General features: G+C 69.1%; 22 protein-coding genes. 4 read left to right on the forward strand and 18 right to left on the reverse strand.

What is annotated here, in order from left to right; all coding sequences use genetic code 11:
- Positions 1 to 87 precede the first annotated feature (87 nt).
- The gene (locus H0X90_RS14180; protein WP_006494308.1) at positions 88 to 1,446 is read left to right on the forward strand and encodes an aspartate aminotransferase family protein; all 1,359 of its coding nucleotides are present in this window, start codon (positions 88 to 90) and stop codon (positions 1,444 to 1,446) included.
- A 54-nt stretch (positions 1,447 to 1,500) separates the two neighbouring features.
- On the opposite strand, the gene H0X90_RS14185 is transcribed toward H0X90_RS14180, so the two are convergent.
- Together H0X90_RS14185 and H0X90_RS14190 are read right to left on the reverse strand one after the other, a co-directional pair.
- Positions 1,501 to 2,685, reverse strand: a complete 1,185-nt coding sequence (locus H0X90_RS14185; RefSeq protein ID WP_077189913.1) for a M20 aminoacylase family protein — start codon at positions 2,683 to 2,685, stop codon at positions 1,501 to 1,503.
- 41 nt (positions 2,686 to 2,726) lie between these two features.
- Positions 2,727 to 3,959 (reverse strand): diaminopropionate ammonia-lyase, encoded by a 1,233-nt coding sequence (locus tag H0X90_RS14190; RefSeq protein ID WP_077189875.1) that lies wholly within the window; start codon positions 3,957 to 3,959, stop codon positions 2,727 to 2,729.
- Positions 3,960 to 4,144: 185 nt separating this feature from the next.
- On the opposite strand from H0X90_RS14190, the gene H0X90_RS14195 reads away from it, so the two are divergent.
- The gene (locus H0X90_RS14195) at positions 4,145 to 4,621 is read left to right on the forward strand and encodes an Lrp/AsnC family transcriptional regulator (RefSeq protein WP_077189874.1); all 477 of its coding nucleotides are present in this window, start codon (positions 4,145 to 4,147) and stop codon (positions 4,619 to 4,621) included.
- 67 nt (positions 4,622 to 4,688) lie between these two features.
- On the opposite strand, the gene H0X90_RS14200 is transcribed toward H0X90_RS14195, so the two are convergent.
- The 14 genes from H0X90_RS14200 to H0X90_RS14265 all read right to left on the reverse strand — a co-directional run bounded on the left by H0X90_RS14200 (position 4,689) and on the right by H0X90_RS14265 (position 22,640).
- Positions 4,689 to 6,413 (reverse strand): tannase/feruloyl esterase family alpha/beta hydrolase, encoded by a 1,725-nt coding sequence (locus tag H0X90_RS14200; RefSeq protein WP_077189873.1) that lies wholly within the window; start codon positions 6,411 to 6,413, stop codon positions 4,689 to 4,691.
- A 33-nt stretch (positions 6,414 to 6,446) separates the two neighbouring features.
- Entirely contained in the window at positions 6,447 to 7,595 is a 1,149-nt protein-coding gene (locus H0X90_RS14205; RefSeq protein WP_077189872.1) for a porin, read from the reverse strand.
- Between the two features lie 68 nt (positions 7,596 to 7,663).
- On the reverse strand, positions 7,664 to 8,869 hold the full coding sequence (gene mhpT / locus H0X90_RS14210; RefSeq protein ID WP_006494303.1) for a 3-(3-hydroxy-phenyl)propionate transporter MhpT: 1,206 nt from the start codon (positions 8,867 to 8,869) through the stop codon (positions 7,664 to 7,666).
- Positions 8,870 to 9,094: 225 nt separating this feature from the next.
- Positions 9,095 to 10,981: a feruloyl-CoA synthase gene (locus tag H0X90_RS14215; protein WP_227745540.1), complete on the reverse strand. Its 1,887-nt coding sequence runs from the start codon at positions 10,979 to 10,981 to the stop codon at positions 9,095 to 9,097.
- 11 nt (positions 10,982 to 10,992) lie between these two features.
- Positions 10,993 to 12,441: an aldehyde dehydrogenase gene (locus H0X90_RS14220; RefSeq protein WP_012493643.1), complete on the reverse strand. Its 1,449-nt coding sequence runs from the start codon at positions 12,439 to 12,441 to the stop codon at positions 10,993 to 10,995.
- A 71-nt stretch (positions 12,442 to 12,512) separates the two neighbouring features.
- Positions 12,513 to 13,343, reverse strand: a complete 831-nt coding sequence (locus H0X90_RS14225; RefSeq protein ID WP_077189870.1) for a p-hydroxycinnamoyl CoA hydratase/lyase — start codon at positions 13,341 to 13,343, stop codon at positions 12,513 to 12,515.
- A 235-nt stretch (positions 13,344 to 13,578) separates the two neighbouring features.
- Complete coding sequence (locus H0X90_RS14230; RefSeq protein WP_034203131.1) at positions 13,579 to 14,082, reverse strand: MarR family winged helix-turn-helix transcriptional regulator; 504 nt, start codon at positions 14,080 to 14,082, stop codon at positions 13,579 to 13,581.
- 102 nt (positions 14,083 to 14,184) lie between these two features.
- A complete protein-coding gene (locus H0X90_RS14235) occupies positions 14,185 to 15,093 on the reverse strand; it encodes an SMP-30/gluconolactonase/LRE family protein (protein ID WP_077189869.1) in 909 nt (302 codons plus the stop codon).
- 56 nt (positions 15,094 to 15,149) lie between these two features.
- Positions 15,150 to 16,175: an L-arabinose ABC transporter permease AraH gene (araH, locus tag H0X90_RS14240; RefSeq protein WP_006485094.1), complete on the reverse strand. Its 1,026-nt coding sequence runs from the start codon at positions 16,173 to 16,175 to the stop codon at positions 15,150 to 15,152.
- A 36-nt stretch (positions 16,176 to 16,211) separates the two neighbouring features.
- The gene (gene araG, locus H0X90_RS14245) at positions 16,212 to 17,759 is read right to left on the reverse strand and encodes an L-arabinose ABC transporter ATP-binding protein AraG (RefSeq protein WP_077189868.1); all 1,548 of its coding nucleotides are present in this window, start codon (positions 17,757 to 17,759) and stop codon (positions 16,212 to 16,214) included.
- 21 nt (positions 17,760 to 17,780) lie between these two features.
- Entirely contained in the window at positions 17,781 to 18,794 is a 1,014-nt protein-coding gene (locus H0X90_RS14250) for an arabinose ABC transporter substrate-binding protein (RefSeq protein ID WP_006485098.1), read from the reverse strand.
- Positions 18,795 to 18,887: 93 nt separating this feature from the next.
- Positions 18,888 to 19,817: a Gfo/Idh/MocA family protein gene (locus H0X90_RS14255; protein WP_006494295.1), complete on the reverse strand. Its 930-nt coding sequence runs from the start codon at positions 19,815 to 19,817 to the stop codon at positions 18,888 to 18,890.
- Positions 19,818 to 19,842: 25 nt separating this feature from the next.
- The gene (locus tag H0X90_RS14260) at positions 19,843 to 20,772 is read right to left on the reverse strand and encodes a dihydrodipicolinate synthase family protein (RefSeq protein WP_058902441.1); all 930 of its coding nucleotides are present in this window, start codon (positions 20,770 to 20,772) and stop codon (positions 19,843 to 19,845) included.
- A gap of 116 nt (positions 20,773 to 20,888) precedes the next feature.
- Positions 20,889 to 22,640, reverse strand: a complete 1,752-nt coding sequence (locus tag H0X90_RS14265) for an IlvD/Edd family dehydratase (RefSeq protein ID WP_006485093.1) — start codon at positions 22,638 to 22,640, stop codon at positions 20,889 to 20,891.
- A 114-nt stretch (positions 22,641 to 22,754) separates the two neighbouring features.
- Here H0X90_RS14265 and H0X90_RS14270 point away from each other — a divergent pair, with 114 nt between their 5' ends.
- Positions 22,755 to 23,705 carry a LysR family transcriptional regulator gene (locus H0X90_RS14270; protein ID WP_077189867.1) on the forward strand — a complete coding sequence of 317 codons (951 nt, stop codon included), beginning with the start codon at positions 22,755 to 22,757 and terminating at the stop codon, positions 23,703 to 23,705.
- A gap of 18 nt (positions 23,706 to 23,723) precedes the next feature.
- Here the strand turns inward: H0X90_RS14270 and H0X90_RS14275 are convergent, their stop codons facing one another.
- Positions 23,724 to 24,200, reverse strand: coding sequence for an OsmC family protein (locus tag H0X90_RS14275; RefSeq protein ID WP_077189866.1), 477 nt, complete (start codon positions 24,198 to 24,200; stop codon positions 23,724 to 23,726).
- Between the two features lie 131 nt (positions 24,201 to 24,331).
- Between H0X90_RS14275 and H0X90_RS14280 the strand changes: the two genes are divergently transcribed.
- Entirely contained in the window at positions 24,332 to 24,973 is a 642-nt protein-coding gene (locus tag H0X90_RS14280; protein ID WP_171984152.1) for a GntR family transcriptional regulator, read from the forward strand.
- 27 nt (positions 24,974 to 25,000) lie between these two features.
- Here the strand turns inward: H0X90_RS14280 and H0X90_RS14285 are convergent, their stop codons facing one another.
- On the reverse strand, positions 25,001 to 26,026 hold the full coding sequence (locus H0X90_RS14285; protein ID WP_077189864.1) for a LacI family DNA-binding transcriptional regulator: 1,026 nt from the start codon (positions 26,024 to 26,026) through the stop codon (positions 25,001 to 25,003).
- Positions 26,027 to 26,098: the final 72 nt, after the last annotated feature.

Below are 26,098 nucleotides of genomic sequence, written 5' to 3' on the forward strand. Positions count from 1 at the left end.
GCCAACCGCCTCGGTAATTCCGCCTCTGGTCAGCCCCGCGCCACCCGCGCTATCGTTTCCCCCATCCCCACAGCCCAGGAGCTGCCTTTGCCTACCCGCCACGGAGTCGACCTCATCCGCGCCCGCGCGCTGTTCGATCGCGAACGCCAGACGTTCACCGAAGCCATGCCGGTTTCCCGCGCGCTGTCCGCGGAAGCGTCCGAGCACTTGCTGTTCGGCGTGCCGTTGCACTGGATGCAGGACTGGTCGACCCCGTTCTCGCTCTACGTGAAGGAAGCCCGCGGCGCGACGTTTACCGACGTCGACGGTCATCGCTACGTCGATTTCTGCCTCGGCGACACCGGCGCGATGTTCGGCCATGCGCCCGAACCCGTCGCCCGCGCGCTCGTCGAACAGGCCACGCGCGGCTACACGACGATGCTGCCGAGCGAGGACGCCGCGTGGGTGTCGCGCGAACTCGCGCGGCGCTTCAAGTTGCCGGTCTGGCAATTCGCGTTGAGCGCGAGCGACGCGAACCGCTTCGTGCTGCGCTGGGCGCGCGCGGCCACCGGCCGCAACACGATCGTCGTGTTCAACGGCTGTTATCACGGCACGGTCGACGACGTGTTCGTCGATCTCGTCGACGGCCGCCCGGTACAGCGCGACAGCCTGCTCGGGCAGTCGTACGACCTGCTCGCGAACACGCGCGTCATCGAGTTCAACGATCTGGCCGCGCTCGAAGCGGCGCTGCAGGACGGCGATGTCGCGTGCGTGCTCGCGGAGCCCGCGATGACGAACATCGGCATGGTGCTGCCCGACCCGGGTTTCTGGGAAGCCGCGCGCGAACTGACGCGCCGCACCGGCACGCTGCTGGTGATCGACGAGACGCACACGATCAGCAGCGGCCCCGGCGGTTACGCGGTCGCGCACGGTCTCGAACCGGACATGCTGGTGGTCGGCAAGCCGATCGCGGGCGGCGTGCCGTGCGCGGTGTACGGGTTCAGCGCCGAATTCGCGGCGCGCGCCAAGCAGGCGAAGCTGAACGCGCCGCCCGGCCACTCGGGCATCGGCACGACGCTCACCGCGAACATGCTCGCGATGCATGCGATGCGCGCGACGCTCGCCGAAGTCGCGACCGACGCCGCGTATGCGCACATGTTCGCACTCGCCGCGCGGCTCGCGACGGGCCTCGAACACGCGATCGCGACACACCGGCTGCCGTGGTGCGTGACGCGCATCGGCGCGCGCACCGAGTTTCAGTTCGCGCCGGTGCCGCCGCGCAACGGCACGCTGGCCGGCGCGCAGCTCGACAGCGAACTCGAGCACATCGTGCACCTGTACCTGCTGAATCGCGGCGTGCTGATCACGCCGTTCCACAACATGATGCTCGTGTGCCCGCAAACGACCGATGACGATGTCGACCGGCTCGTCGCGCAGTTCGATGCGTGTCTCGGTGAGCTGGTGTGATGCGCTGACGCAGGGCCGGTACGCGCGCGAGCGCGTACCGGGCCGCCGCTTTCGCTACACCGCCTTCAACGCCCGCCGCGCCACTTCCGCGAAATACCGCGCGCCCACCGGCAGGATCGCGTCGTTGAAATCGTAGGTTGCGTTGTGCAGCGGCACGCCGCCCTGCCCGGCCGCCTCGCCGTTGCCGATGAACGCGAAGTTGCCCGGCACTGCCTGCAGGAACGCGCCGAAATCCTCCGAGATCATCATCGGCTGCACGTCGGCGTGCACCGCGTCGGCGCCCGCGACGTGCGCAGCGGCCTGCACGGCCGTGTCGACCCATTCCGGCGAATTCACCGTCGGCGCGAACTCGTGCGTGTATTCGAACGTGCAGGTCGCGCCGTGCGTGCGGCAGATCCCTTCGCTGATCGCGCGCATCCGCGTTTCCAGCAGCGCCTGCACGTCGCGCGAATAGCTGCGCGTGTCGCCCTTGATCGTCACGGTCGACGGCAGCACGTTGCGCAGCCCGTCGGTGATGAATTCCGTGCACGAGATCACCGCCTGCTGGCCCGGGTCGAGATTGCGCGACACGATCGTCTGCAGCGCGAGCACGATCTGCGAGCCGATCACGATCGGGTCGATGCCCATGTGCGGACGCGCCGCATGCGTGCCGCGCCCGTCGATCCGGATCACGAAGTTGTCCTCGCTCGCCATGATGCCGCCCGCACGCGTCGAGAACGTGCCCGCGCGCATGCCCGGCATGTTGTGCGCGCCGAAGATCGCGTCGACCGGAAAGCGCTCGAACAGCCCGTCGGCCATCATCGCCTTCGCGCCGCGGCCGTGCTCTTCCGCCGGCTGGAAGATGAAGCGCACCGTGCCGTCGAAATCCTTGCGCTCGGCCAGCAGTTGTGCGGCGCCGAGCACCATCGACATGTGGCCGTCGTGTCCGCACGCATGCATCTTGCCCGGTGTGCGCGATACGTGTTCGCGACCCGGTGCGTGCTCGGCGATGTTCAGCGCGTCCATGTCCGCGCGAATGCCGATCGCGCGCCGGCCCGTGCCGGCCGTCAGGTTCGCGACGAGCCCGGTGCCGCCGATGCCGCGATGTACGTCGAGCCCGAGCGTCGTGAGAATCCGCGCGACGTAGTCCGACGTGTTCACCTCTTCGAAACCCGTCTCCGGATACTGGTGCAGATGGCGGCGCCAGGTCTTCAGCTGCCCCTGCAGCGTGCTTTCTGCCGTTGCGTCGATTGTGTCCATTGCGTTGGCCTCGTCGATAGTCACGTCGGTCGTCATGTCGTTCAGGCCGCCACCGCCACGCGGCTCAGCCAGTCGCGCTGCCGCGCGAGCACCGCGTCGGCCGTCTCGCCGACGCAATGCCGGTACACGGACGGCGCGGTCGCCCCTTCCGTGTTGATCGCCAGCACGCGCGCATTCGCATCGAGCCCGACCTGCCGCGCGAGCGTCGGGTCGCGCATCAGCACGTCGAGCCCGGCCACGCCGGCCGCGCCCGATTCGCCGGCGACGACCGGCACGTCGCGTGCGCTGCCGGCCGCGAGGCCGCGCATCGCCTGCACCGCGTCCTCGTCGTCGATCAGCATGAAGTAGTCGATGCACATCTTGAGGAAATCCCACGCGAGCGGCGACGCCTCGCCGCATGCGAGCCCGGCCATCACCGAATCGACGCTGCCGGTCGCCTTCGTCGCACGGCCGGCCAACGCGCTCTGGTACAGGCAATCGGCCTGGCGCGGCTCGACGACGACGAAGCGTGGCCGCTGCACGCCGTCGCGCTCCCACAGGTAACTCGCGACGCCCGCGGCGAGGCCGCCCACGCCGCCTTGCAGGAACACGTGCGTGAACGGCCGTCCGTCGTCCTCCGCGGCCTGCGCGGCCGCTTCGGCGGCGATCACGCCGTAGCCCTGCATCACGTCGCGCGGAATCGCTTCGTAGCCGTCGTACGACGTATCCGACACGACGTACCAGCCGTTCGCCTGCGCGAGCTGCGCCGCGCAGACGACCGATTCGTCGTAGTTCCCCGCGATGCGCACGATCCGCGCGCCGTAGGCCGAGATCGCGCGTTCGCGCTCGGCGTCGACGTTCGCATGCAGCACGATCACGCAGCCGCAGCCGATCGCGCGCGCGGCGGCAGCCAGCGCGCGGCCGTGATTGCCGTCGGTCGCGCTGATCACCGTCAGGTCGGCCAGCTCGGACGCGTAGCAGCCGGTGACGAGCCCCTGCGGATCGAGTTCTTGCGTGCGGCGCAACCGCTTCACGAGCCGCACCAGCGCGATCGGCGCGCCGAGCGCCTTGAAGCTGCCGAGCGGCGAGCGGCACGACTCGTCCTTCACGCTGACGCTCGCGACGCCGAGCCGCGCGGCCAGATCGGGCAGCGCGCGCAGCGGCGTGCGCGCGTGGCCGACGAGCGGCCAGTGCGCGAGCCACGCGCCGCTTTCGTCGGCCGACGCGATGTTCATCACGCGGCGCAGCGCGTTCGGGTAAGCGGTGCGCGACGCGCGCGGGTTGGCGATCAGCATGACGAAAGGCTCCGGATCAGGACCGCGCGGGCGGTCCGTCGGGTGGGTCGGGTCGGGTCGGGCAGGCGCGGGTTGCGCTTGCCGTCGGTTGGAAAAATAATATTGCGCATGCCGGTCAACAAAATCGCCAAATCGATGGCCCAGACGCAAAAATTTCTCATTCTTCCGAGGTTCGACACACCATCATGACGCCCCCTCTCGATGCGTTCGATCGCAAGTTGCTGATGGAAGTCCAGCGCGACGCGCAGACGCCGCAAGCCGAGCTCGGCGCGCGCGTCAACCTGTCGACGGCCGCGGTGAACCGGCGGCTGCGGCGCCTCGCGGAAGACGGCGTGATCGAGCGCTACACGGCCGTCGTCGCGCCGGACAAGGTCGACCATCCGCTGACGATCGTCGTGAACGTCGAGGTCGAGAGCGAGCAGATCGACCAGCTCGACGCGATGAAGCGCGCATTCGAGCGCTGCCTGCAGATCCAGCAGTGCTACTACGTGACGGGGGAATGGGATTTCGTGCTGATCCTCGCGGTGCGCAACATGGATCAGTACAACGCGCTCACGCGCGAGCTGTTCTTCGCGAACAACAACGTGAAGCGGTTCAAGACGCTGGTGAGCATGAGCCGCGTGAAGGTCGGGCTCGACGTGCCGGTCGATGCCGGCGAGTAAATGAATGGGGCCATGAAGCGGCCGGCACATCGTTGCATGCGCCGGCCGCCTCCCATCGACGGCTACGTCAGCGACAACTGAAGCTCGCCGCCGAATTCACGTCGCCCGAGCCGTTGTAGCGCGCGACCTGCGGATACGGGCACAACGGCCGCGTGCGTCCCGCGCCCCACGACGCGGGCACGTCCGCGTTCGGCACCGCGTTCGTCGTGTCGCGCGCGGCGGCCACGATCGCGGCCGGCGCCTGCCCCTGCTCGACCCACGCGACGAGCGGCGTCAGCATGTCGAACTGGTCGGCCGCCGGCCCGCCCGAACAGTGATTCATCCCCGGCACCGGATAGAAGCGCGCGAAGTTCGACGCGTCGCCGCCGTTCGCCTGCGTGACGTTCGCATACCAGTCGCGCGTGTCGTTGAACGAGAACACCGGATCGCCCGTGCCGTGATAGACGAGCAGCTTCGCGCCGCGCGCCTTCAGCGCGGCGAGGTTCGTCTCGTCGGGCGGCGTCATGAACGACCACGACGATTGCGTGTAAATGCCGTTCGTCGCGAAGATCGCCGGCGCGTCGTTGTCCATGTCGAAACCGAGCGCGAAACCGGGCAGGTTCGCGAGCGCCGCGGCGGTTTTCGGCGGCGTCATGAACGTGAACGCCATCGCGGCCGGATCGAGCGTGACGGAATTCGACTGCTTCCACCCAGCCCAACTAGGGCCCGAGATGCCCGGATCGTACGGGAAGCTCGCGTAGAGCGCCGTGCCCGCGCTGTTGCGCGCACCGGCGAACACGTTCTCCAGCGCGGTTTTCTGCGCAGGCGTCAGGCAGGCGCCCGTGCGCGTGCCGTTCGCGCAGGTCGGGATATCGGCCTCGACACTGAAGTGCGCCTGGCACGCGGCGACGTCCTGCACCATCCCGTCGGCCGCGCCATCGAGCGCATCGCATTTCTCGAGAATCTTCGCGCCGACGAACTGGCGCTCCGCATCGTTGAAACCGCTGCGGATATCCGGCAGCCCGTTCGTTCCGGTGGCCGACGCGATCTTCGCGAACTGCTGCGCGCCATACATCTCGCCGATCGCCGCCTTCGGCAGATGGAAGCCCGGGTCGCCCGCAATGATGCCGTCGTAGTCGGCCGGGTTGCGCACCGCCGTGACCATCGCGTGACGGCCGCCGTTCGAGCAGCCGCCGAAATAGCTGCGATCGGGCGCCTTGCCGTACGCGAGCCGGATCACCTGCTTGGCCATCGGCGTCAGCGCGTCGACCGCGCCGTAGCCGTAATCGATCCGCGCCTGCGGATCGAGACCGAACAGCGGATTCTGCGCGGCGCTGTGCCCCGAATCCGAGCTGATCACCGCGAACCCCTGGTTCAGCGCATTGGTCAACGGCCCGCCGCCGCCGATCTCGCCGGTCGCGGTCACGACGTTGCCGTCGAGCCCGCCGTTGGCCTGGTAGAAGAAGCGGCCGTTCCATGCTTTCGGCAAACGCATCTCGAAGCCGATCGCATAGGTCTTGCCGTCCACCGCGCTCACGCGCTCGTTCATCTTGCCGGCGATCACGCAGTGCTCGGCGACCGGCTTGCCGGCCACCGTCAGCGTGCCGGCCGCGGCGGTCGTCACCGACGTGAACGACGTGTTCGCATACGCGAGCTTCGCGGCGAGCGCGTCGCAGGTCTGCGCCATCGCGGCCGGCGTCGCGGCGCTCAGGTGCGTGGGCGCGGCGCTGACCGAATCGTCGCCGCCGCACCCGGCGAGCATCGCGGCGGCAGACAACGGCGCAATGCAAAGGAATGCAGATTTTCTGTTCAAGATAGCTCCCGTTCGGTTCGTCACGCCAGTGAATCAGAACATGTGCCGCATGCCGACCATCGCGCCGAGCTGCCCCATCCCCGCGCCGGGCGTGGTGCCGGGCCCGCCGCCGCTGACCGAGTAGCGTGCATGCGCGCTGTTCCACAGATACGACGATTGCGCATAGACGGCCGTGCGCTTGGTCAGCAGATAGGTCGCGCGCAGCGTGGCCATCGTCGCGCGTGTGTCGTGCGCGGAATTGACGATCCGGTAGCCTTCGCCGTCGACGATGAAATCGGGCTTCACCGCATACGACGCGCCGACGAAGAACAGGTCCGAATGCGCGCCCGCCGCCGCCGGCGAACCGGTCGACACGCGCCGCCCGATCCAGCCCGCGCCGACCTTCGCGCCGGCCGCTTGCGCATACGCGCTCACGTGGGTGCGCGCATCCTTGCCGCCGCTGCTGGTGAAGGGAACGGGCGCCACGCCGTCGAAGAAGTTGGCGGCCGCTGCGGTACCACCGCGCTGTTCCTCGTACGACGCCGCCGCACCGAAGTACGCGCTGTCGTACTTGAGCATCACCGACCAGTTGCGGCATTGCACCGCGTCGCCCGGCACCTGCCCCGCGCACGTGCCCTGCCCCGGCGAATTGCCGGTGCCCGCGCCGTCGCGGCCGAACGAATACGCGGCGCCGAGCGTCACGCCGCGATACGTGCCGAGGTAGGTCACCGCATTGTCGGCGCGGCCGTTCGGCACGTACGCGTCGAACGAGCCGAGCCCGTAGATGTCGGGGCCGATGATGTCCGCGCCCTGCAGCGCGAGATAGGTCATCGTGTACTGGCGGCCGAACGCGAGCGTGCCGAAGCCGCTCTTCAGCCCGACGAACGCCTGCCGCCCGAACAGCCGGCCGCCCTGGCCGAGATCGCCGCCGCGCACGTTGAAGCCGCTTTCGAGCGTGAACACCGCCTGATAGCCGCCGCCGAGATCCTCGCTGCCGCGCAGCCCCCAGCGCGACGGCAGTTCGCCCGTCACGCCCGGCATCCGCACCACGTGATCGCCGGCCGCGTTCGCGTGCGACACGAATTCGACGCCCGTGTCGATGATCCCGTACAGCGTCACGCTCGACTGCGCGTGCGCGCCCGGCGCGGCGAGCGCGCAGCACGCGCCGGCGGCCAGCAGGCCATTCCTTGTCTTCGTCTTCATTTCGTTGCGTCTCCAGACCATGTTGAATCGCGCGCTCTGACGGCGCGCATCGAAAGAACCGGGCAATGTCAGTCGCCGGCCCGCGGGCGGCGGATCAACAGCAGCGCGGCCACGGCCGCGACCAGCGTGACGGGGATGCTCGCGCCGATCACGACCGGCGCGCTGCGGCCGGCGGCCAGCAACGTCGCGGCCGCGAGCGGGCCGACGACGGAGCCGAGCCGGCCGACGGCGACCGCCGAGCCGACGCCGGTCCCGCGCATCGCGGTCGGGTAGTACATCGCGGCCAGCGCATACAGCACCGACTGGCCGCCGACGACGAACATCCCGGCCGCGAACGCAGCCGCCGCGAGCGACGCGAAGCCGGGTGCGGCCGCCAGCGCGGCGAGCGACAGCACGATTCCGACGTACATGCCGCCGACCACGCGCGACGCGCGCATCCGGTCGAGTGCCGCGCCGATGCCGAGCGCGCCGAGCCCCGCGCCGACGTTGAACGCGATCTGCACGAGGCCGACGTGCGCGCGATCGAGCCCGCGCGCGGCCATCAGCGACGGCAGCCAGTTCAGCAGGAAGTAGAGGACGATCAGCGTGCAGAAGTAGCTGACCCACAGCGCGAGCGTCGACGTCGTACGGCCGTCGCCGAACAGCGTCCGGGCGACGCTGGCGCGCGCGGCCTGCGTGCCCGCGACGTCGAGATACGCGCGCGATTCCGGCAGGCACCACACGAGCAGCGGCACGAGCAGCAGCGGCCCTAGGCCGCCGACGTAGAAGATGTGCCGCCATTCGGTGTCGCCCGCGAGCAGCACGCCGATCAGCGACGCGATCACGCCGCCGAACGGGATCCCGCAGTACATCGTCGCGACCGCGCTGCTGCGCGAGCGCGGCTCGACCGCTTCGGACGACAGCGCGATCAGGTTGGGCATCGCGCCGCCGAGGCCGATACCGGTCAGCACGCGCACGACGACGAGCATCGCGAAGCTCGAGACCTGCGCGGTCGCGATCGACAGCAGCCCGAACAGCACGGTCGACGCGATCAGCACGCGCTTGCGGCCGATCCGGTCGGCGAGCCGCCCGCCGAGCATCGCACCCGGCAGCAGCCCGAAGGTGCCCGCGCTGAACGCGATGCCCATCTGCGATACGGACAGCCCGAATTCGCGCGCCATCCGCGGCGCGGCGACGCCGACCGACTGCAGGTCGAGCCCTTCGAGGAGGGCGATCGCGAAACACAACGCCAGCGTGGTCGCGACCGTGGATTTTTCGGCAACGTAAGTGTTCATGTCTCCAGTCCCATGTCTTTGTAGTCGGTCGGCCGTGCAACGACCGTCGCGCGCCGCCGCCGGCCAGTGGCGGTTCGGCGCGCGAGGTGTCGAATGAAAGGTTGCCTTTATCAGGCAACCTGATTCACCGGCCGCAAGAATGCCCGCCGGTGTCGTGGCCGGCCGGTCGTTGTGCCTGCTTGTTGTTGCTGACTGCTTGCTGCTCGTTGCTGCCCGTGCGTGCGCTTACGCGTAAATCACGTCGGGATCGCGTCGCGCCGGGTCGTACAGTGCTTCGATCGCCGCCGCGCGATGCTTCTGCACGGCCGCCTGGTTCAGCGAACCCTTGTCGGTCACTTCGCCGAGATCGAGCGACGGCGGCGTGTCGATCAGCCGGATCCGCGCGACGAACGTCGATCCGCCGCTCGCGTTCCGGTTCAGCGCGGCAAGCCACGTCGCGAACGCCGCGCGCACGGCCGGCGCGCGCAGCACGTCGGTCACCGACGCATCGGCGGCGAGCCCTGCCAGCGCACGGCACGCGTCGACACGCGGAAACACCAGCAAGCCGATGTCGTCGCGATTGATCCCGGTGACGACCACGTCCTGCACGTACGGCGCGCCCGTCGACACCGCGTTCGCGCGCAATGGCCCGACGCTGACGAACGTGCCGCTGCTCAGCTTGAAATCCTCGGTCAGCCGCCCGTCGAACAGCAGCCCGAGTTCCGGCCGCGCCGGATCGGCGAAGACGCCTGCGTCGCCGCTGCGGTAATAGCCTTCTTCGTCGAACACGTCGCGCGGATCGACGTCCGCGTGCCAGTAGCCGCGCATCACGTTCGGCCCCTTGAAGCGCAGCTCGTGCTTGCCGCCGCACGGCACGAGCTTCGCGTCGCAGCCGGGCGCGGGCAGCCCGATATAGCCTGCGCGCATCAGCGGCCCCGTCGTGAACAGGCACGACGGCGACGCCTCCGTCATCCCGAGGCCGGCCATGATCCGGATGCGCTCGCCGCAATGCGCTTCGGTCACGCGGTCGAGCCGGTCCCACGCGGCCTGCGACAGCCCCGCGCCGCCGAAGAAATACAGCTTCACGCGCGAGAAGAACGTGTCGCGCAATTCGGCATCGCGTTCGAGCGCGGCGGTCAGTTCCTCCCAGCCCTTCGGCACGTTGAAGTAGATCGTCGGCGCGATCTCGCGCAGGTTGCGCACGGTTTCGTCGAAGCGGCCGGGCACCGGGCGACCGTCGTCGATATACAGCGTGCCGCCGTTGTACAGCGCGATGCCCAGGTTGTGGCTGCCGCCGAACGTGTGATTCCACGGCAGCCAGTCGACCAGCACCGGCGGCTCGCGCGTCAGTTCCGGCATCGTCTGCCGCAACATCTGCTGGTTGCTGCACAGCATCCGGTGCGTGGTCGGCACGGCCTTCGGCTGCTTCGTCGAACCGGACGTGAACAGGATCTTCGCGAGATGGTCGGGGCCGACCGCCTCGTGAATCGCGTCGATCGTGCGCGGGGCGGTGGCGAGCAGGCGCGACAGCGGCACCGCGCGGCCCTCGGCGTCGACATCGGCATCGTGCGCGACGATCAGCGCCGCATCGGTCGGCAACGTCGCATCGAGCGCCCGCGCGAACGGCGCGCGTTCGGCGACGAACACCGCGCCCGGCCGCAGCACGCCGAGCGTGTGACGCAGCTTGCCGTAGTCGGTCGACACCAGCGAATACGCGGGCGAGATCGGCGAGTACGGCACGCCGGCCAGCATCGCCGCGAACATCAGCTGCAGATGCTCGAGGTCGTTGCCGGACAGCACCGCGAGCGGGCGCTCGGCCGACAGCCCGAGATCGACGAGGCCCTGGCCGAGCGCGCGGGCGCGTTCGAGCATCCGCGCGTACGTGATCTCGATCCAGCGGCCGTCGGCGCCGCGCCGCGCGGCCAGCACGCGCTCCGGATGCGCTTGCGCGCCGCGCACGAGGCAGTCGGTGACGCGCGTCGGATAATCGCCGAGCGGTTCGCGCGAGCGCAGGTACCAGGTACCGTCGTCGGCGCGGCGAATCTCGGCCGAGCCGACCGCGACGGCGGCCGCGCGATAGCGCACGGCGCCCGTGTCGTTCATCGGGCCGCTGGCGGGCGTCTCAACATTCATCGTCGGCTCGCTCATACCGGGTAATGCCGTGGCGCGGTCTGCACGGTGATCCAGCGCAGCTCGGTGAATTCGGCGATCGACGCGCGGCTGCCGAAGCGGCCGTAGCCGCTCGCCTTCGTGCCGCCGAACGGCATCTGCGCTTCGTCGTGCACGGTCGGCCCGTTGATGTGGCAGATCCCCGATTCGATTCGGCGCGCGACCGCCATCGCACGCGCGACGTCGCGACTGAACACGCTCGCCGACAGCCCGAACTCGCTGTCGTTCGCGAGCGCGACCGCTTCGTCGTCGTTGTCCGCACGCAGGATCGCGACGACCGGCGCGAACGATTCCTCGCGATACAGGCGCATCTCGGGCGTCACGCCGTCGACGATCGCCGGCTGCATCGTCGCGCCTTCGACGCGGCAGCCGAGCGGCAGATGCGCACCGTGCGCACGCGCATCCTCGACCAGCGACGCCGCGCGCGTGGCGGCCGACGCATCGACCATCGTGCCGAGCGGATGGCCGGCCAGCGGATCGCCGGCAACCAGCGTGCGCGCCTTTGCGGCGAGCCGCTCGACGAGCGCATCGGCGACCGGCCGCGCGGCGATCACGCGCTCGGTCGACATGCAGATCTGCCCCTGGTTGAAGAACGCGCCGAACGCGATCGCGTCGACGGCTGCATCGAGATCCGCATCGTCGAGCACCAGCACCGGCGCCTTGCCGCCGAGTTCGAGCAGCACGGGTTTCAGGTGCGCGGCCGCGTGGCGCGCGATGATGCGGCCGACGTGCGTCGACCCGGTGAAGTTGATCCGCTTCACATGCGGATGCGCGATCATCCGTTCGACAAGCGCCGGTGCATCGGCCGCCGCGTGCGTGATCACGTTGACCACGCCGGCGCCGAGCCCGGCTTCGTCCAGCACCGCGCCGATCAGCGCGTGCACGCCCGGGCACGCCTCGGACGCCTTCAGCACGACCGTGTTGCCGCACGCGAGCGGCATCGCCAGCGCCCGCGTGCCGAGGATCACCGGCGCGTTCCACGGCGCGATGCCGAGCACCACGCCGCACGGCACCCGCATCGCGAGCGCGAGATTGCCCGGTACGTCGGACGGAATCACGTCGCCGGCGATCTGCGTCGTCATCGACGCGGCCTCGCGCAGCATGTTCGCCGCGAGCGTCACGTTGAAGCCGATCCAGCCGGGCGTCGCGCCCGTTTCGGCGACGCCGGTCGCGATGATCTCGTCGATGCGCGCGTCCATCAGGTCGGCCGCCTTCAGCAGCAGTCGGCGGCGCTCGGTCGGCGCGAGCGCCGCCCATGCGGGGAACGCGCGGTGCGCGGCGTCGATCGCCGCGTCGGCGTCGGCGCTGCCGGCCGCCGGCGCGCGCGACGCAAGCGCGCCCGTCGCGGGGTTGAAGCGGTCGAAGGTGCGGCCGTCGCGGGCGGTGCACCACTCGCCGCCGATCAGCATCCGTCTGTCGGTCATGTCGTCTCCTGCCTTGCCTGTCTCTTGCGATTACGCCGGCGGGGAAGCCGGCGGCTGCGTCCGCGCTTGTATCAGCGCTTGTAGGCTTGCAGACCCGGCTTGATCGCCTTGTCGTCGAGGAACTGCTTCAGCCCCTGTTCGCGGCCGCGCTCCGAGTCGCGCAGTTGCGCCTGGTCGAGCTTCGCATACAGGTAATCCTCGCACTGCTCCCACGTGAGTTCGCGCGAGCGCTTGAAGCCGTGCTTCGCCGCGCGCAGCACGACCGGGTTCTTGTCCATCAGCCGTGCGGCGAGCGCGATCGTCGCGTCGCGCAGCCCGGCGAGCGGCACGCTGCTGTTCACGAGGCCCATCTCCGCGGCTTCGACGCCGGTGAACGTGTCGCCGGTCATGATGTAGTGCAGCGCGCGGCGGTGTCCGACCGTGTCGGCCATCGCCTTGCTGACGAGGTTGCCGGGCGGGATGCCCCAGTTGATCTCCGACAGCCCGAACACCGCTTCGTCGGCCGCGATCGCAAGGTCGCACGCGACGAGCGGCGAGAACCCGCCGCCGAAGCACCAGCCGTTCACCATCGCGATGGTCGGCTTGCCGTACATCCGCAGGCGGCGCCACTGCCATTCCGATGCGTCGCGGCGCACCTTTTCCTGCAACGCGTCCGGGCCGCCGTCGATCTCGCGGAAATACTCCTTCAGATCCATGCCGGCCGTCCATGCGGCCCCCGCGCCGGTCAGGACGAGCACCTTCGCCTCGTCGTCGAACTCGACCGCGTCGAGCACCTGAAGCATCTCCTGGTTCAGCGTAGGGCTCATTGCGTTGCGCTTCTCGGGGCGATTCAACGTCACCCACGCGATGCCGGCCTCCACTTTCACTTCAACGGTCTGCCAGCGGTTGTCGTACTTGCTCATGTCTGTTCCTGTCGTTCGTTTCCAGTGCGATTCGGTGCGCAGCCTGCGTGCTGCGGACGACTTCATTTAATATCAGGCTACCTGATATTGCAAGCGGCACGAGCGCCGGTGTAAACCCGGAGCGGAAACCGGAGAATGCGGCGGGGAAATCAGGGAGCGGTCGGACGATCGCGGATGGCGCGGACGAAGCGAGCACGGGCCGAACGGGCCCGCGTCGTGAAAATCGGGGAAGCGCTCAGCCGCGCAGGTTGCGCGAGAACAGTTCGAGCGCGCGCTGCACGTGCGCGGCGTCGTCGGCCGGGATGTCGCCCAGCATGCGGGCCTCAAGCGGGCGCAGCACGGCTTCGCATTCGCGCAGCATCGCCGCGCCTGCGTCGGTCAGCTTCAGCAGGATGATGCGACCGTGCGACGGGTCGGCTTCGCGCGTGACGAAACCGCGGGCGGCCATCACGCTCATCACCTCGTTCGCCGATTGCGGCGTGATCCACGAGCGCTCGGCCAGTTGCGCGTTCGACGATGCGCCGCGCGCCTCGAGCACCGACAGCGCCGTGTATTGCGCGAGCGTGATGCCGAGCGGCGCGAGCGCGTCGGTCATGTGACGGCGCAGCAGCCGGTCGAGGCCACCGATCACGTAGGTCAGACGTTGTTGCACGCGCGCTTTCGGCTTGTCGCCCGTGGCGCGGGCGGCGTCCTTCGCGGCGGGTTTCGAACGGGCGGGCTTGGTCGGGGTGGAACTCATGGCGCGTGCTGGATGGAATTGCGAGCCATCTTACCAGCACGCGAAACGTCGTTCTGTCCGGTTGTACGCGACACGCGCGGTATGCGCGGTCGGCTGCGGCGGTCAGCCGTGCGACGCGCGCCGGCCCGCGAACCGCGCGGTCGGCAGCCCCGCGTAGCGCGTCTGCGCGACGAACACGCCGCCCGCGTGCACATCGCCGGCCAGCGCGTCATCGCTCAGGTCAACACGCGCACTCGTCACATACAGCCGGCCTTCACCGTCGATCGCAACGCAGCTCGGCTGCGCGGTCGGCACTTCAACGCGATCCGTCTCGACCCCGTCCGGCCCATAACGCACCACGCGCCTGCCGCCCCACTGCGCATTCCACAGCCCACCGTCGCGATCGACGATCGACCCGTCCGGATCACCATTGGCATCGATCAGCCGCGCGAACGGCCGCACGTTCGCGACGTCGCCACCCGCACGGTAATCGCACACGAAAATCTCGCGCACCAGCGAATCGCAGAAATACATTTTCGAACCGTCCGGCGAGAACCCGATGCTGTTCGCGATCGCGGCCGGCGGCAACGCGAGCCGTTCGAGCGTGAGGTCGGGGTTGAGGCGATAGAACCCGCCGACCGCGCGCGGCGGCTCGGCGCCTTCGTCCTTCATCCCGAACACGAATGCGCCGGCCCCGTCGCCGCGCCCGTCGTTGAGCCGCGTCGGCAAGTCAGGCTCGACGTCGACGATCCGCGTGAACGCGCCGCTGCGCAGGTCGAAGAACGCGAGATGGGTCGCGAGCCCGACGAGCAGCACGTCCGGCTCGTCGGTCAGCGCGAAGCACGCGAGCCGTTCGGGCATCGCCCACTGCGCGAGGTCCGAGCCGTCCGCGCGGCAGCGCCACAGCCGCGCGCCTTCGATGTCCACCCAATACAGCGCGTGCGTCCTGTCGCACCACGTCGCGCCTTCGCCGAGCGTGTTGCGGCTGTCGGCCAGCAGCGTCGCCGACGCGGCCGGATGAGTCTGTTGCATGCCGTCTCCCGATGTCTGATCTGTCGCGTTCGCAGGCGGCCGCGCCATCACCGAAATCAGATCTTCATCGCGCGCCGCTGGTTGCGACGATACTGGTCGAACAGCACCGCGAGCAACAGAATTCCGCCGCGTATCAGATATTGGTAAAAGGTCGGCACGTTCAGCAGGCTCATCGCGTCCTGCACGGAGCCCATGATCAGCACGCCGACCAGCACGCCGGAGATCGTCGCGACGCCGCCCGTCAGCGACACGCCGCCGAGCACGCACGCGGAGATCACGCCGAGTTCGAGGCCGACCGACGTCTTCGGGTCGCCGAGGCTCATCCGCGACGCGAGCATTACACCGGCGAAGCCCGTCACGAGCCCTTGCAGCACGAACACGGCGATCTTGATGCGCATCACCGGCAGCCCCGCGAGCAGCGCCGCCTCGCCGTTGCCGCCGACGGCCAGCACGTTCTTGCCGAACACCGTCTTGCGCAGCAGGAAGCCGAACACGACGAAGCCGACGATGTTGCTCCAGATCGGATACGAAATACCGAGGAACGACCCGCCGCCGAGATCGAAGAAGCGCTCTTCCGAGATCATCACCGCGTCGCCGTTCGACGTGATGAACGCGAGCCCGCGCACGACTTCCATCATCGCGAGCGTGACGATCAGCGAGTTGATCCGGTAGCGTGCGATCAGCACGCCGTTCACGAGCCCGACCGCCCCACCCGCGAGCACGCCGGCCGCGATACCGAGCACGACGCTGTGCGTCGCGGTGATCAGCGTCGACGCGACGACGCCCGAGAACGCGACGATCGACGCGACCGACAGGTCGACCTCGCCGAGCGCGAGCACGAACATCATCGTCACCGCGATCGAGCCGATCAGCGTGACCGACAGCAACAGGCCCTGGATGTTGCGCGGCGTGAGGAAGTCCGGCACGGTCATCGACAGCACCGCGAACAGCACGAGAAACACCATCACGATGCCGGAGCGGTTGATCAGCTGCCACACGCCGCCGCGTGGCCGCGCGGGCGTGGCCGCGGCCGCGGCATCCGGGGACGGGGAAGTACGTTGGGGTTGCATTGCCTGGCTCATATCAGTTCACTTGCTTTCCGGTTGAACAGCACGCCGCTAGCGCGGCAGCGCGAGCTTGATCAGCGCATCGGGCGTCGCGTGCGCCTTCGCGACCTCGCCCGCGACCCGTCCTTCCTTCATCACGACGATGCGGTCCGACACGCCGATCACCTCGGCCAGATCGCTCGACACGAGGATCACGGTGCGGCCCGCTTCCGCGAGTTCGTAGAACAGGTTGTAGATTTCCGCGCGCGCGCCGACGTCGATACCGCGCGTCGGCTCGTCCATCAGGAACACGTCGATGCGCTCGGCCAGCCAGCGCGCGAGCACGACCTTCTGCTGGTTGCCGCCCGACAGCGCGCCGATCGGCGTGTCGCCGTCGCGGGTCTTGATCGCGAGGCGCTCGATGTATTGCTGCGCGAGCTCGCGTTCGCGCCGCCCGTCGAGCAGCACGCGCGCCGGGCTGAAATGACGGCGCGCGCTGATGTTCAGGTTGTCGGCCACCGACGCGATCGCGACGATGCCTTCCTGCTTGCGGTCCTCCGGGCACAGCGCGATGCCGGCGCGCACCGCGTCGCGCGGGCTGCCGAACGCCACCCGCTTGCCGTTCAGCTCGACGTGCCCGGCGCTCGGTCGCACCGCGCCGTACAGCAGCTTCATCAGCTCGGAGCGGCCCGCGCCGACGAGCCCGAAGAAGCCGACGATCTCGCCGCGCCGCGCGGTGAACGACACGGGCTCGGCCAGCCCCGGCCCCGCCAGCCCCTTCGCTTCGATCAGCACGTCGCCGGCCGCACGCGGCCGGTAGCCGTACACGTCCTCGATCGAACGGCCGACCATGCAGCCGATCAGCCGGTCGCGGTCGAGATCGGCGACGGAATCGAACGTGTCGATGCGGCGACCGTCGCGAAACACCGTCACGCGGTCGCACAGTTCATAGACCTCCTCCATCCGGTGCGTGACGTAGATGATCGCGCGGCCTTCCGCGCGCAGCGCGCGGATGATCCGAAACAGCTGCGTGGTTTCGCGCGCGGACAGCGAACTCGTCGGTTCGTCGAACGCGATCACGCGCGCGTCGCGCATCAGCGCCTTGCCGATCTCGATCATCTGGCGCTGGCCGATCGACAGGTACTTCACCGGGATGCCCGGATCGATGTGCTCGCCGAGCCGCTCCAGCGCATCGAGCGCGCGCGCGGCGAGCGTGCGCTCGTCGACCACGCCGAGCCGGCTCGGCAATTGCCCGAGCATCAGGTTTTCCGCGACCGTCAGCTCGGGCACCAGATGCAGTTCCTGGTAGATGATCGCGATGCCGGCCTCGAGCGCCGCGCGCGTCGACGCGAAGCGCTGCGCCGTGCCGTTCAGCGTCAGCGTGCCGGCCTGCGGCTGGTTCACGCCGGACAGCACCTTCAGCAGCGTCGATTTCCCCGCGCCGTTCTCGCCCATCAGCCCGTGCACCTCGCCCGCGCGCACCGACAGCGACACCGCGTCGAGCGCCCGCACGCCCGGAAACGTCACCGTGATGCCGTCGAGCGCGAGCAGCGGGCCGTCCGGCCGCATGCCCGCTTCGACGTCGTGGCCGGACGCGGCCGTGATCGTCTGCATCGTCATCGCGTTCTCGCCTCGCCCCGCTCAGATACCGAGTTCGGCGCGCACGGCCTGCCAGTTCGCGCGCGTCATCAGCTTGCCGCTCGTCTGCGTGTCGGCCGGCGGCGTCTTGCCGTTGCGGATCCAGTCGACGAGGTTCTGCGTGCTGTCCTTGCCGTGGTTCGTCGAGCTGACCGCGATCGTCCCGTAGAAGCCGGTCGGCTCCTTCTTCTGGAACTCGGCGAACGCCTCGCCCGCGCCGTTGATGCCGACGCCGATCACGTCGGCCGCCGGGATGTGCAGCTGTTCGGTCGCGCGCACCGCGCCGAGCACGGTTTCCTCGTTCAGCGCGTAGATCACCCATTTCTTCACGTTCGGATGGCGCGCGAGCACCGGCGCCGCCGCACTGAAGCCGCCTTCGTCGTCGGTGGTCTTCTGCGGCGCGTCGAAGATGTTTTCCTTGCGGAAGCCGTTCGCGAGCAGCGCCTGCGTCGCGCCGTCGGTGCGCAGCTTCGCGGTCGGCAGCTCGTAGTTGGTCACGCGCAGCGCGCCGACTTCTTCCGGCTTCCAGCCGCGCCGCTTCATCTCGTCGGCGATCGCCTGGCCGACCTGGTTGCCGATCTTGGTCGCCGACATCCCGAGGTGCGGCACGTTCGGCAGCGGCTTGCCGCTCGAATCGACGAGCTGGTCGTCGACCGTCACGAACTTCATGTTGTAGCGCTTCGCGCGCGACGCGATCGCCGGCCCGAGGCGCACGTCCGGCGCGCAGATCACGAAGCCCTGCGCGCCCTGCGAACCGAGGTTGTCGATCGCGGCCAGCACCTTCTCGCCGTCCGGCGTGCCGATCTTCACGACCGAGAAATTCTCCTTCTGGCCGAGCGCGGACGCCGCGTTCTGCTCGTTGATGAACCACGCCTGCTCCGGCATCTTCACGAGGAAGCCGATCTTCAGCGGCGCGTCGGCGTGCGCGGCGCCCTGCATGCCGAGCGGCGCGATGCAGAGCGCGGCCAGCAGCGCGCGCAGGGTATGGCGGCGAATCGTGTGAGTCGTGCGGTTCATGGGTGTCTCCTTTGTATCGGCTGATGCCGTGATGTGTGCCGTAATCAATCATTCGTCGCGCGCGCTTGTTCGTACCGAAGCGCGCGCGCAGGTTCAGCGGCCGAACGCGTCGGTCTGCACGCGCCGGCCGAACAGGAAGGCATCGGCGACGAGCCGAAGCGGCCGCACGTCGACGTCGCTTTCGCCACGCGCGATCAGCGCATGGAAGTGCGCATACAGTGCCGGGTATTCGCGTTCGGGCCCGATCTCGACCGGCTCGCCGGCGATCGACAATTGCGCGCCGCCGCGGCTGATCGCGAGCACGCCGTCGGCCGTGTCGACCGCGATCTCCCATTGCTCGACGGGGCCGTGGCGCCAGTCGAATTCCGCGCGCACCGGCACGCCGTCGGTATCCGCGCAATCGAGTTCGGCCGCGATCGGCGTCTGCACGTCGCTCGGCACGATGAGCGTCGCCTCGCGCAGCACGAGTTCGCGCGGCAGGATGCGCGTGACGATCGACAGCGCGTTGATGCCCGGATCGAACACGCCGAGGCCGCCCGGTTCCCAGATCCACTGCTGCCCCGGATGCCAGCGCCGCACGTCTTCCTTCCAGCGCACCTGCACCGCGCGGATCGCGCGGTGCGCGAGCCATGCGCGCGCGGGCTCGACCGCGCTCGCGCAGCGCGAATGCCAGGTCGCGAACAGCGTGAGGCCGCGCTCGCGGGCCAGCGCGTCCAGCGCGGCCACTTCGCCGAGCGTCGCGCCCGGCGGCTTCTCGAGCATCACGTGCTTGCCGGCTTCGAGCGCGGCGCGCGCCTGCGCGTAGCGCACCTGCGGCGGCGCGCACAGCGACACCGCGTCGAGTTCGGGTTCGGCGGCGAGCAGCGCGCGCAGGTCGGAGTAGTTGCGTACGCCCGTGACTTCCGCGTGGCGGCTCGCGCATGCGGTCAGCGCGAAGCCCGGTTCGGCGGCGATCGCCGGCAGATGCTGGTCGCGTGCGATCTTGCCGATCCCGACGACGCCCAGCGAAATCGGTTCACTCATCGTGCCTTTCTCCTTCGCGAATCGCTCAGCGCGCCCAGCGCAGCACAAGCGGATCGAGCCGGCGCGCGATCGCGAGCAATTCCGCGCGCGTGTCCGGGTGCAGTTCCGGCATCGGATGCCGCGGCCGCTCGCACGCGATCACGCCGCCTTCGCGCATCAGCGCCTTCGCGGTGAGGATCCCGGACTGGCGGTTCTCGTGATTGATCAGCGGCAGCCACGCCTGGTAATGCGCGAACGCATCGTCGTGCCGCCCTTCGCGGAACGCTTCGAGGATCGGCCGGATGCCGTCCGGGAAGCCGCCGCCCGTCATCGCGCCGGTCGCGCCCGCATGGAGGTCGGCGAGCAGCGTGATCGCTTCCTCGCCATCCCACGGCCCCTCGATCGCGTCACCGCCGAGCCGGATCAGCTCGCGCAGCTTGTTCGCCGCGCCCGGCGTCTCGATCTTGAAGTACGCGACCTGCTCGATCTCGCGCGCCATCCGGGCGAGGAACGGCGCGGACAGCGCGGTGCCGCTCGCGGGCGCATCCTGGATCATGATCGGAATGTCGATGGCATCCGACACGCGCGCATAGAAGTCGAAGATCTGCGCTTCCGGCACGCGGAACGTCGCGCCGTGATACGGCGGCATCATCATCACCATCGCGGCGCCGAGCTGCTGCGCGCGCAGGCTGCGCGCCGCGCACACCTGCGTGCTGTAGTGCGACGTCGTGACGATCACCGGCACGCGGCCGGCCACGTGCTCGAGGATCGTGCGCGTGAGCACGTCGCGTTCGTCGTCGGTGATCGCGAACTGCTCGGAGAAGTTCGCGAGGATGCACAGCCCGTCCGAGCCGGCGTCGATCATGAAATCGACCGCGCGCTTCTGGCTCGCGAGGTCGAGCTCGCCGGTATCGGCAAACGTCGTCGGAACGACGGGAAAGATGCCGCGATAGCGCGGCGTGCTGCTCGATGTCATGGTTCGCGTCCTGCTTCGGCCCGGTTGTCGCCGGCCGTCATGCGTTCACGGTTTCATGAAGCGCGGGCCGGGAAGGCCCGCAACCGGCGGCGACGCAGGTCGCGCCGCCCGCCTGCTCAATGCGAATGGCTCGGCACGTCCGCGCCGCGCGTGCCGACCAGGAAGTCGAGGTCGCACCCCTCGTCCGCCTGCAGCACGTGATCGATATACAGCCGCGCGTAGCCGCCCTTGCCGAGCTGGCCGGCCACGCCCGGCGCCGCGGTCGGATCGACGTCGGACAGGCGGCGCTGCAACTCTTCATCCGGAATGTCGAGATGCAGCGTGCCGGCCTCGCAGTCCAGCTCGATCCAGTCGCCGTTGCGCACGGCCGCGAGCGGCCCGCCGGCGGCCGCTTCCGGCGCGACGTGCAGCACGACCGTGCCGTACGCGGTGCCGCTCATCCGCGCATCGGAAATCCGCACCATGTCCTTCACGCCCTGGCGCAGCAGCTTCGGCGGCAGCCCCATGTTGCCGACCTCGGCCATGCCCGGATAGCCGCGCGGCCCGCAGTTCTTCAGCACCATCACCGAGCTCGCGTCGACGTCGAGCGCTTCGTCGTTGATCGTCGCCTTGTAGTGGTCGAGGTTCTCGAACACCACCGCGCGGCCGCGATGCTTGAGCAGTTCGGGGCTCGCCGCCGACGGTTTCAGCACCGCGCCGCGCGGCGCGAGATTGCCGCGCAGGATGCAGATGCCGCCGTCCGCGATCAGCGGCCGGTCGAGCGGACGAATCACCTCGTCGTCGTAGTTCGGCGCTTCGCGCACGTTGTCCCACAGCGATTTGCCGTTGACCGTCAGCGCGTCCGGGTGCGGCAGCAGCCCGCCTTCGCCGAGCCGGCGCAGCACGGCCGGCAGCCCGCCCGCGTAATAGAACTCCTCCATCAGGAAGCGCCCCGACGGCATCAGGTCGACGATCGTCGGCGTGTCGCGGCCGATACGCATCCAGTCTTCCAGTTCGAGCGGCACGCCGATGCGGCCGGCAATCGCCTTCAGATGGATCACCGCGTTGGTCGAGCCGCCGATCGCCGCATTCGCGCGGATCGCGTTCTCGAACGCCGCACGCGTCAGGACCTTCGACAGCACGAGCCCTTCGAGCGCCATCTCGACGATGCGGATGCCCGACATGTGCGCGAGCACGTAGCGGCGCGAATCGACGGCCGGAATCGCCGCGTTGTGCGGCAGCGCGACGCCGAGCGCCTCGGCCATGCACGCCATCGTCGACGCGGTGCCCATCGTGTTGCAGGTGCCGGCCGAGCGCGACATCCCGGCTTCGGCCGACAGGAAGTGATGCAGGTCGATCTCGCCGGCCTTCAGCGCTTCGTGCAGTTGCCACACGGCCGTGCCCGAACCGATGTTCTTGCCTTCGAGCTTGCCGTTGAGCATCGGGCCGCCCGACACGACGATCGCCGGCACGTCGCAGCTTGCCGCGCCCATCAGCAGCGCGGGCGTCGTCTTGTCGCAGCCGGCGAGCAGCACGACCGCGTCGATCGGGTTGCCGCGGATCGCTTCCTCGACGTCCATCGACGCGAGGTTGCGCGTGAGCATCGCCGACGGCCGCAGGTTCGATTCGCCGTTCGAGAACACCGGGAACTCGACCGGGAAGCCGCCCGCTTCCGAAATCCCGCGCTTCACGTGCTCGGCGAGCTTGCGGAAGTGCGCGTTGCACGGCGTCAGTTCGGACCACGTATTGCAGATGCCGATGATCGGCCGGCCGTCGAATTCGTGATCGGGAATGCCCTGGTTCTTCATCCAGCTCCGGTACATGAAGCCGTTCTTGTCGTTCGTGCCGAACCATTGGGCGGAGCGCAGCCTGGGTTTTGTTGCCGACATCGTCAGTCCTGTGGTGACGGGATACCGGCGCAGTCTAGGCAGAATTTTGATAACTGGCTAATGACGTTTTTGGCGATTACGATATCGATTCCGATATCGATATAAACCCGTACGATGACCGAAGCCAGTCCGTGGGGAAACCGCGCCCGCCTGAAGACGCGCCAGTTGCTGCTGGTCGTCGCGCTCGCCGACGAAGGCAGCATCCACCGCGCGGCGGCCGCGCTGAACATGACGCAGCCGGCCGCGTCGAAGCTGCTGCGCGAACTCGAGGAATCGATCGGCGCGGTGCTGTTCGAGCGCCTGCCACGCGGGATGCGGCCGACGCTGTACGGCGACGCGCTGATCCGCCACGCGCGCGCGGCGCTCGGCAGCCTCGACCAGGCACGCGAGGAGCTGGCCGCGCTGAAGGCCGGCCATCTCGGCCACGTGGCGGTGGGGGCGATCACGTCGCCGGCCCTGCGGCTCGTGCCGCCGGCCGTCGCCGCGGTGAAGGGCACGCATGCGGGCCTGCACGTGTCGGTCGAGATCGACACCAGCAACGTGCTGCTCGAGCATCTCGCGCAGGAAAAGATCGACATCGTGCTCGGCCGGCTGTCCGCCGAACACGACAAGCTGCGCCTGCGCTACGAGCCGCTGACCGGCGAATCGGTGGCCGCGGTCGTGCGGCCCGGCCATCCGCTGCTCGCGCAAGCGCCGCTGGCGCTCGCGGACGTACAGCGCGCCGCGTGGGTCGTGCCGCCGGCCGGCAGCGTGCTGCGGCACCGCTTCGAACTCGTGTTCCAGCGCGCGAGCCTCGCGCCGCCGGCGAACCTCGTCGAAACGTCGGCGCTGCTGTTCATCACGCAACTGCTCGAACAGAGCGACATGATCGCGGTGCTCGCCGAGGACGTCGCGCGCTACTACGCGCGGCACGGGATCGTCACGATGCTGCCGCTGGAGATGGATTGCCGGATGGACGATTTCGGGATCATCACGCGCACCGACCGGCTGCATTCGCCGGCGGTGACGGTGATGGTCGAGGCGATTCGGGCCGCGGCGCGGGAGGTTTATGGGCTTGCGCTGTGACGACGCAGCCGCGGTTTCCTACGCCGCGGCAACCTCGATCACCGGCTCGCACCGAATCGGAAAATTGACCGAATTCGCGATGTAGCACTTCGCATGCGCATCGTGATGCAGCTGCGTCGCGCGTTCACGATCGTCGCCGGCCCGGATCGTCACCTGCGGGCGCAGCACGATTTCGGTGAAGCGACCCGCTTCGGCGCCGTCGAGCATCGTGCCTTCCGCGTGGTCGACATAGGCCAGCACGCGGATGCCGGCTTCCGAACACAGGTGCAGATACCACAGCTTGTGGCACGCCGATGCCGACGCGAGCAGCAGGTCTTCAGGGTTCCAGCGCGCCGCGTCGCCGCGAAACGCCGGGTCCGACGAGCCGGGAATATCCGGCTTGGAGCCTGCGCGGATCACATGATCGCGCCCGTACTCGCGATACCCCGACGTGCCGGTGCCACGATTGCCCGTCCACTCCACTGCGACGCGATACTGGTGTTCGCCCGATGCCATCTCGCTCTCCATTGATGTCGGTTGCCTCGACCGGGCCGGACGCCGTTGCGTGAAGCCCGCCGATGGTGGCCATTGTGGCACTGGATGGCCGTTTGGTATACCATTATTCCAAAATGACGAAACAGGCAGGCATGGAAGCCAAACTCGACTCCACGGCGGACGCGGTCGCCGCGTCGCTGCGCGACATGATCATCAACGGCGAACTGGCGGCCGGCGAGCGGCTCGTCGAACGCGATCTGGCCGAGCGCTTCGGCATCAGCCGGATTCCGATGCGCGAGGCGATCCAGCGCCTGGAACGCGAGGGCTTGCTCGACATCTTCCGGAATCGCGGCGCCGTCGTGCGCATGTTGAGCGCGTCGGACGTGCAGGAAATCTACGATCTGCGCGTGCTGCTCGAAGGCGATGCGATCTACCGCAGCGTGAAGCGGCTCGACGACGAAACGCTCGCCCGCGCCGAACTCGTGCATCGGCTGCTCGGCGATGCAACCGTGCCACGCCGGCAAGGCGAACTGAACCGCGAATTCCACGCGTTGCTGTATTCGTGCTGCGGCAACGCGCGGCAGTTGAAGTCGATCGCCGAACTGCGCGGCCAGGTCGAACGTTACGAGCGCCTGCAGGCCACGCTGCTCGCGGATACTCCGTCGTTCCAGGTCGAACACGACGATATCCTGCAGGCGTGCCTCGAACGCGATGCCCGCGGCGCCCGCGCGATGACCGTCGCGCATCTCGATTCGGCCCGGCGCATCGTGCTGCGGCTCGTCGAAGGCGGCTGAAGCCGGCGGGCTACCGCTCGCGTTTCGTCATGCCGCGCGCGGCACCGGCCCGGTCGTGCCGCGCACCGTCAGCGTCGGCAGCGACGCGACCCGCACGCGCGACGCGTCGTCGCCCTGCCCGCCCGCCTCGCGCAGCGTATTGAGCAGCTCGACCGCGAGGCCGGCCGCTTCGGCGGTGGGGATCGCGACGGTCGTCAGCGTGGGCCGCGTGTCGCGCGCGAGATGAATGTCGGTGATGCCGACGATCGACAGATCGTCGGGCACGCGCCGGCCGCGATCGGCCGCCGCATGCATCGCGCCGATCGCCGGCAGGTCGTTGGTCGCGACCAGCGCGGTCAAGCGCGGGTGCGCATCGAGCAGCCGGCCCGCCGCACACAGCCCGCCTTCGATCGAATCACGCTCGGCCGCGACGATCGACGCGTCGAGCCCCGCATCGCGCATCACGTCGACGAAGCCGTCGTAGCGCGCCGCCTGCACGCCGCTCGCCGCGCCGCCGACGATCACGCCGATTGTCTCGTGACCGAGTTCGAGCAGATGCCGCGTCGCGATCCGTCCCGCCTCGCGGAAATCGATCGCCACGCACGGCAACCCGTCGGGCGGCGCGTCGGGCCGCTCCCACAGGCACAGCACGACCGGCACGCCACGCCGCGCGACGTCGAGCAGGTCCGGCAGGTGCAGGTTCGCATTGGTCACGAGAATCCCTTCGGAGATCGTGCCGGCGATCTGGTCGAGATACGCGCGCCCCTGCAACGGATCTTCGTTCGTATTGCAGACGATCAGGAACTGCCCGTTGCGGCGCACCGCGCGCTCGACCGCCAGCGCGAACTCCGGATAGAACGGGTTCGCGATGCTCGATACCATCAGCGCGACCGTCGGCGCGCGCCCTTCCGCCAGCGCCCGCGCGGCGAGGTGCGGCCGATACCCGAGCGCGTCGACCGCTTCGAGCACCCGCGCCCGCGTCGCGTCGCCGACCCGGCCGCGATCGCGCAGCACGTTCGACACCGTCGCGGCCGTCACGCCGGCACGGCGCGCCACTTCATCCAGAGTTGTCATCGTTTGCTCACTATATGAGACGTCGATCCAATATTTGCTTCGCTTACCGAAGCGGCGCACTATCGCCGCACA

Origin of the sequence: Burkholderia sp. 9775_39 (assembly GCF_015712225.1) — a bacterium.
Lineage (GTDB): Bacteria > Pseudomonadota > Gammaproteobacteria > Burkholderiales > Burkholderiaceae > Burkholderia > Burkholderia cenocepacia.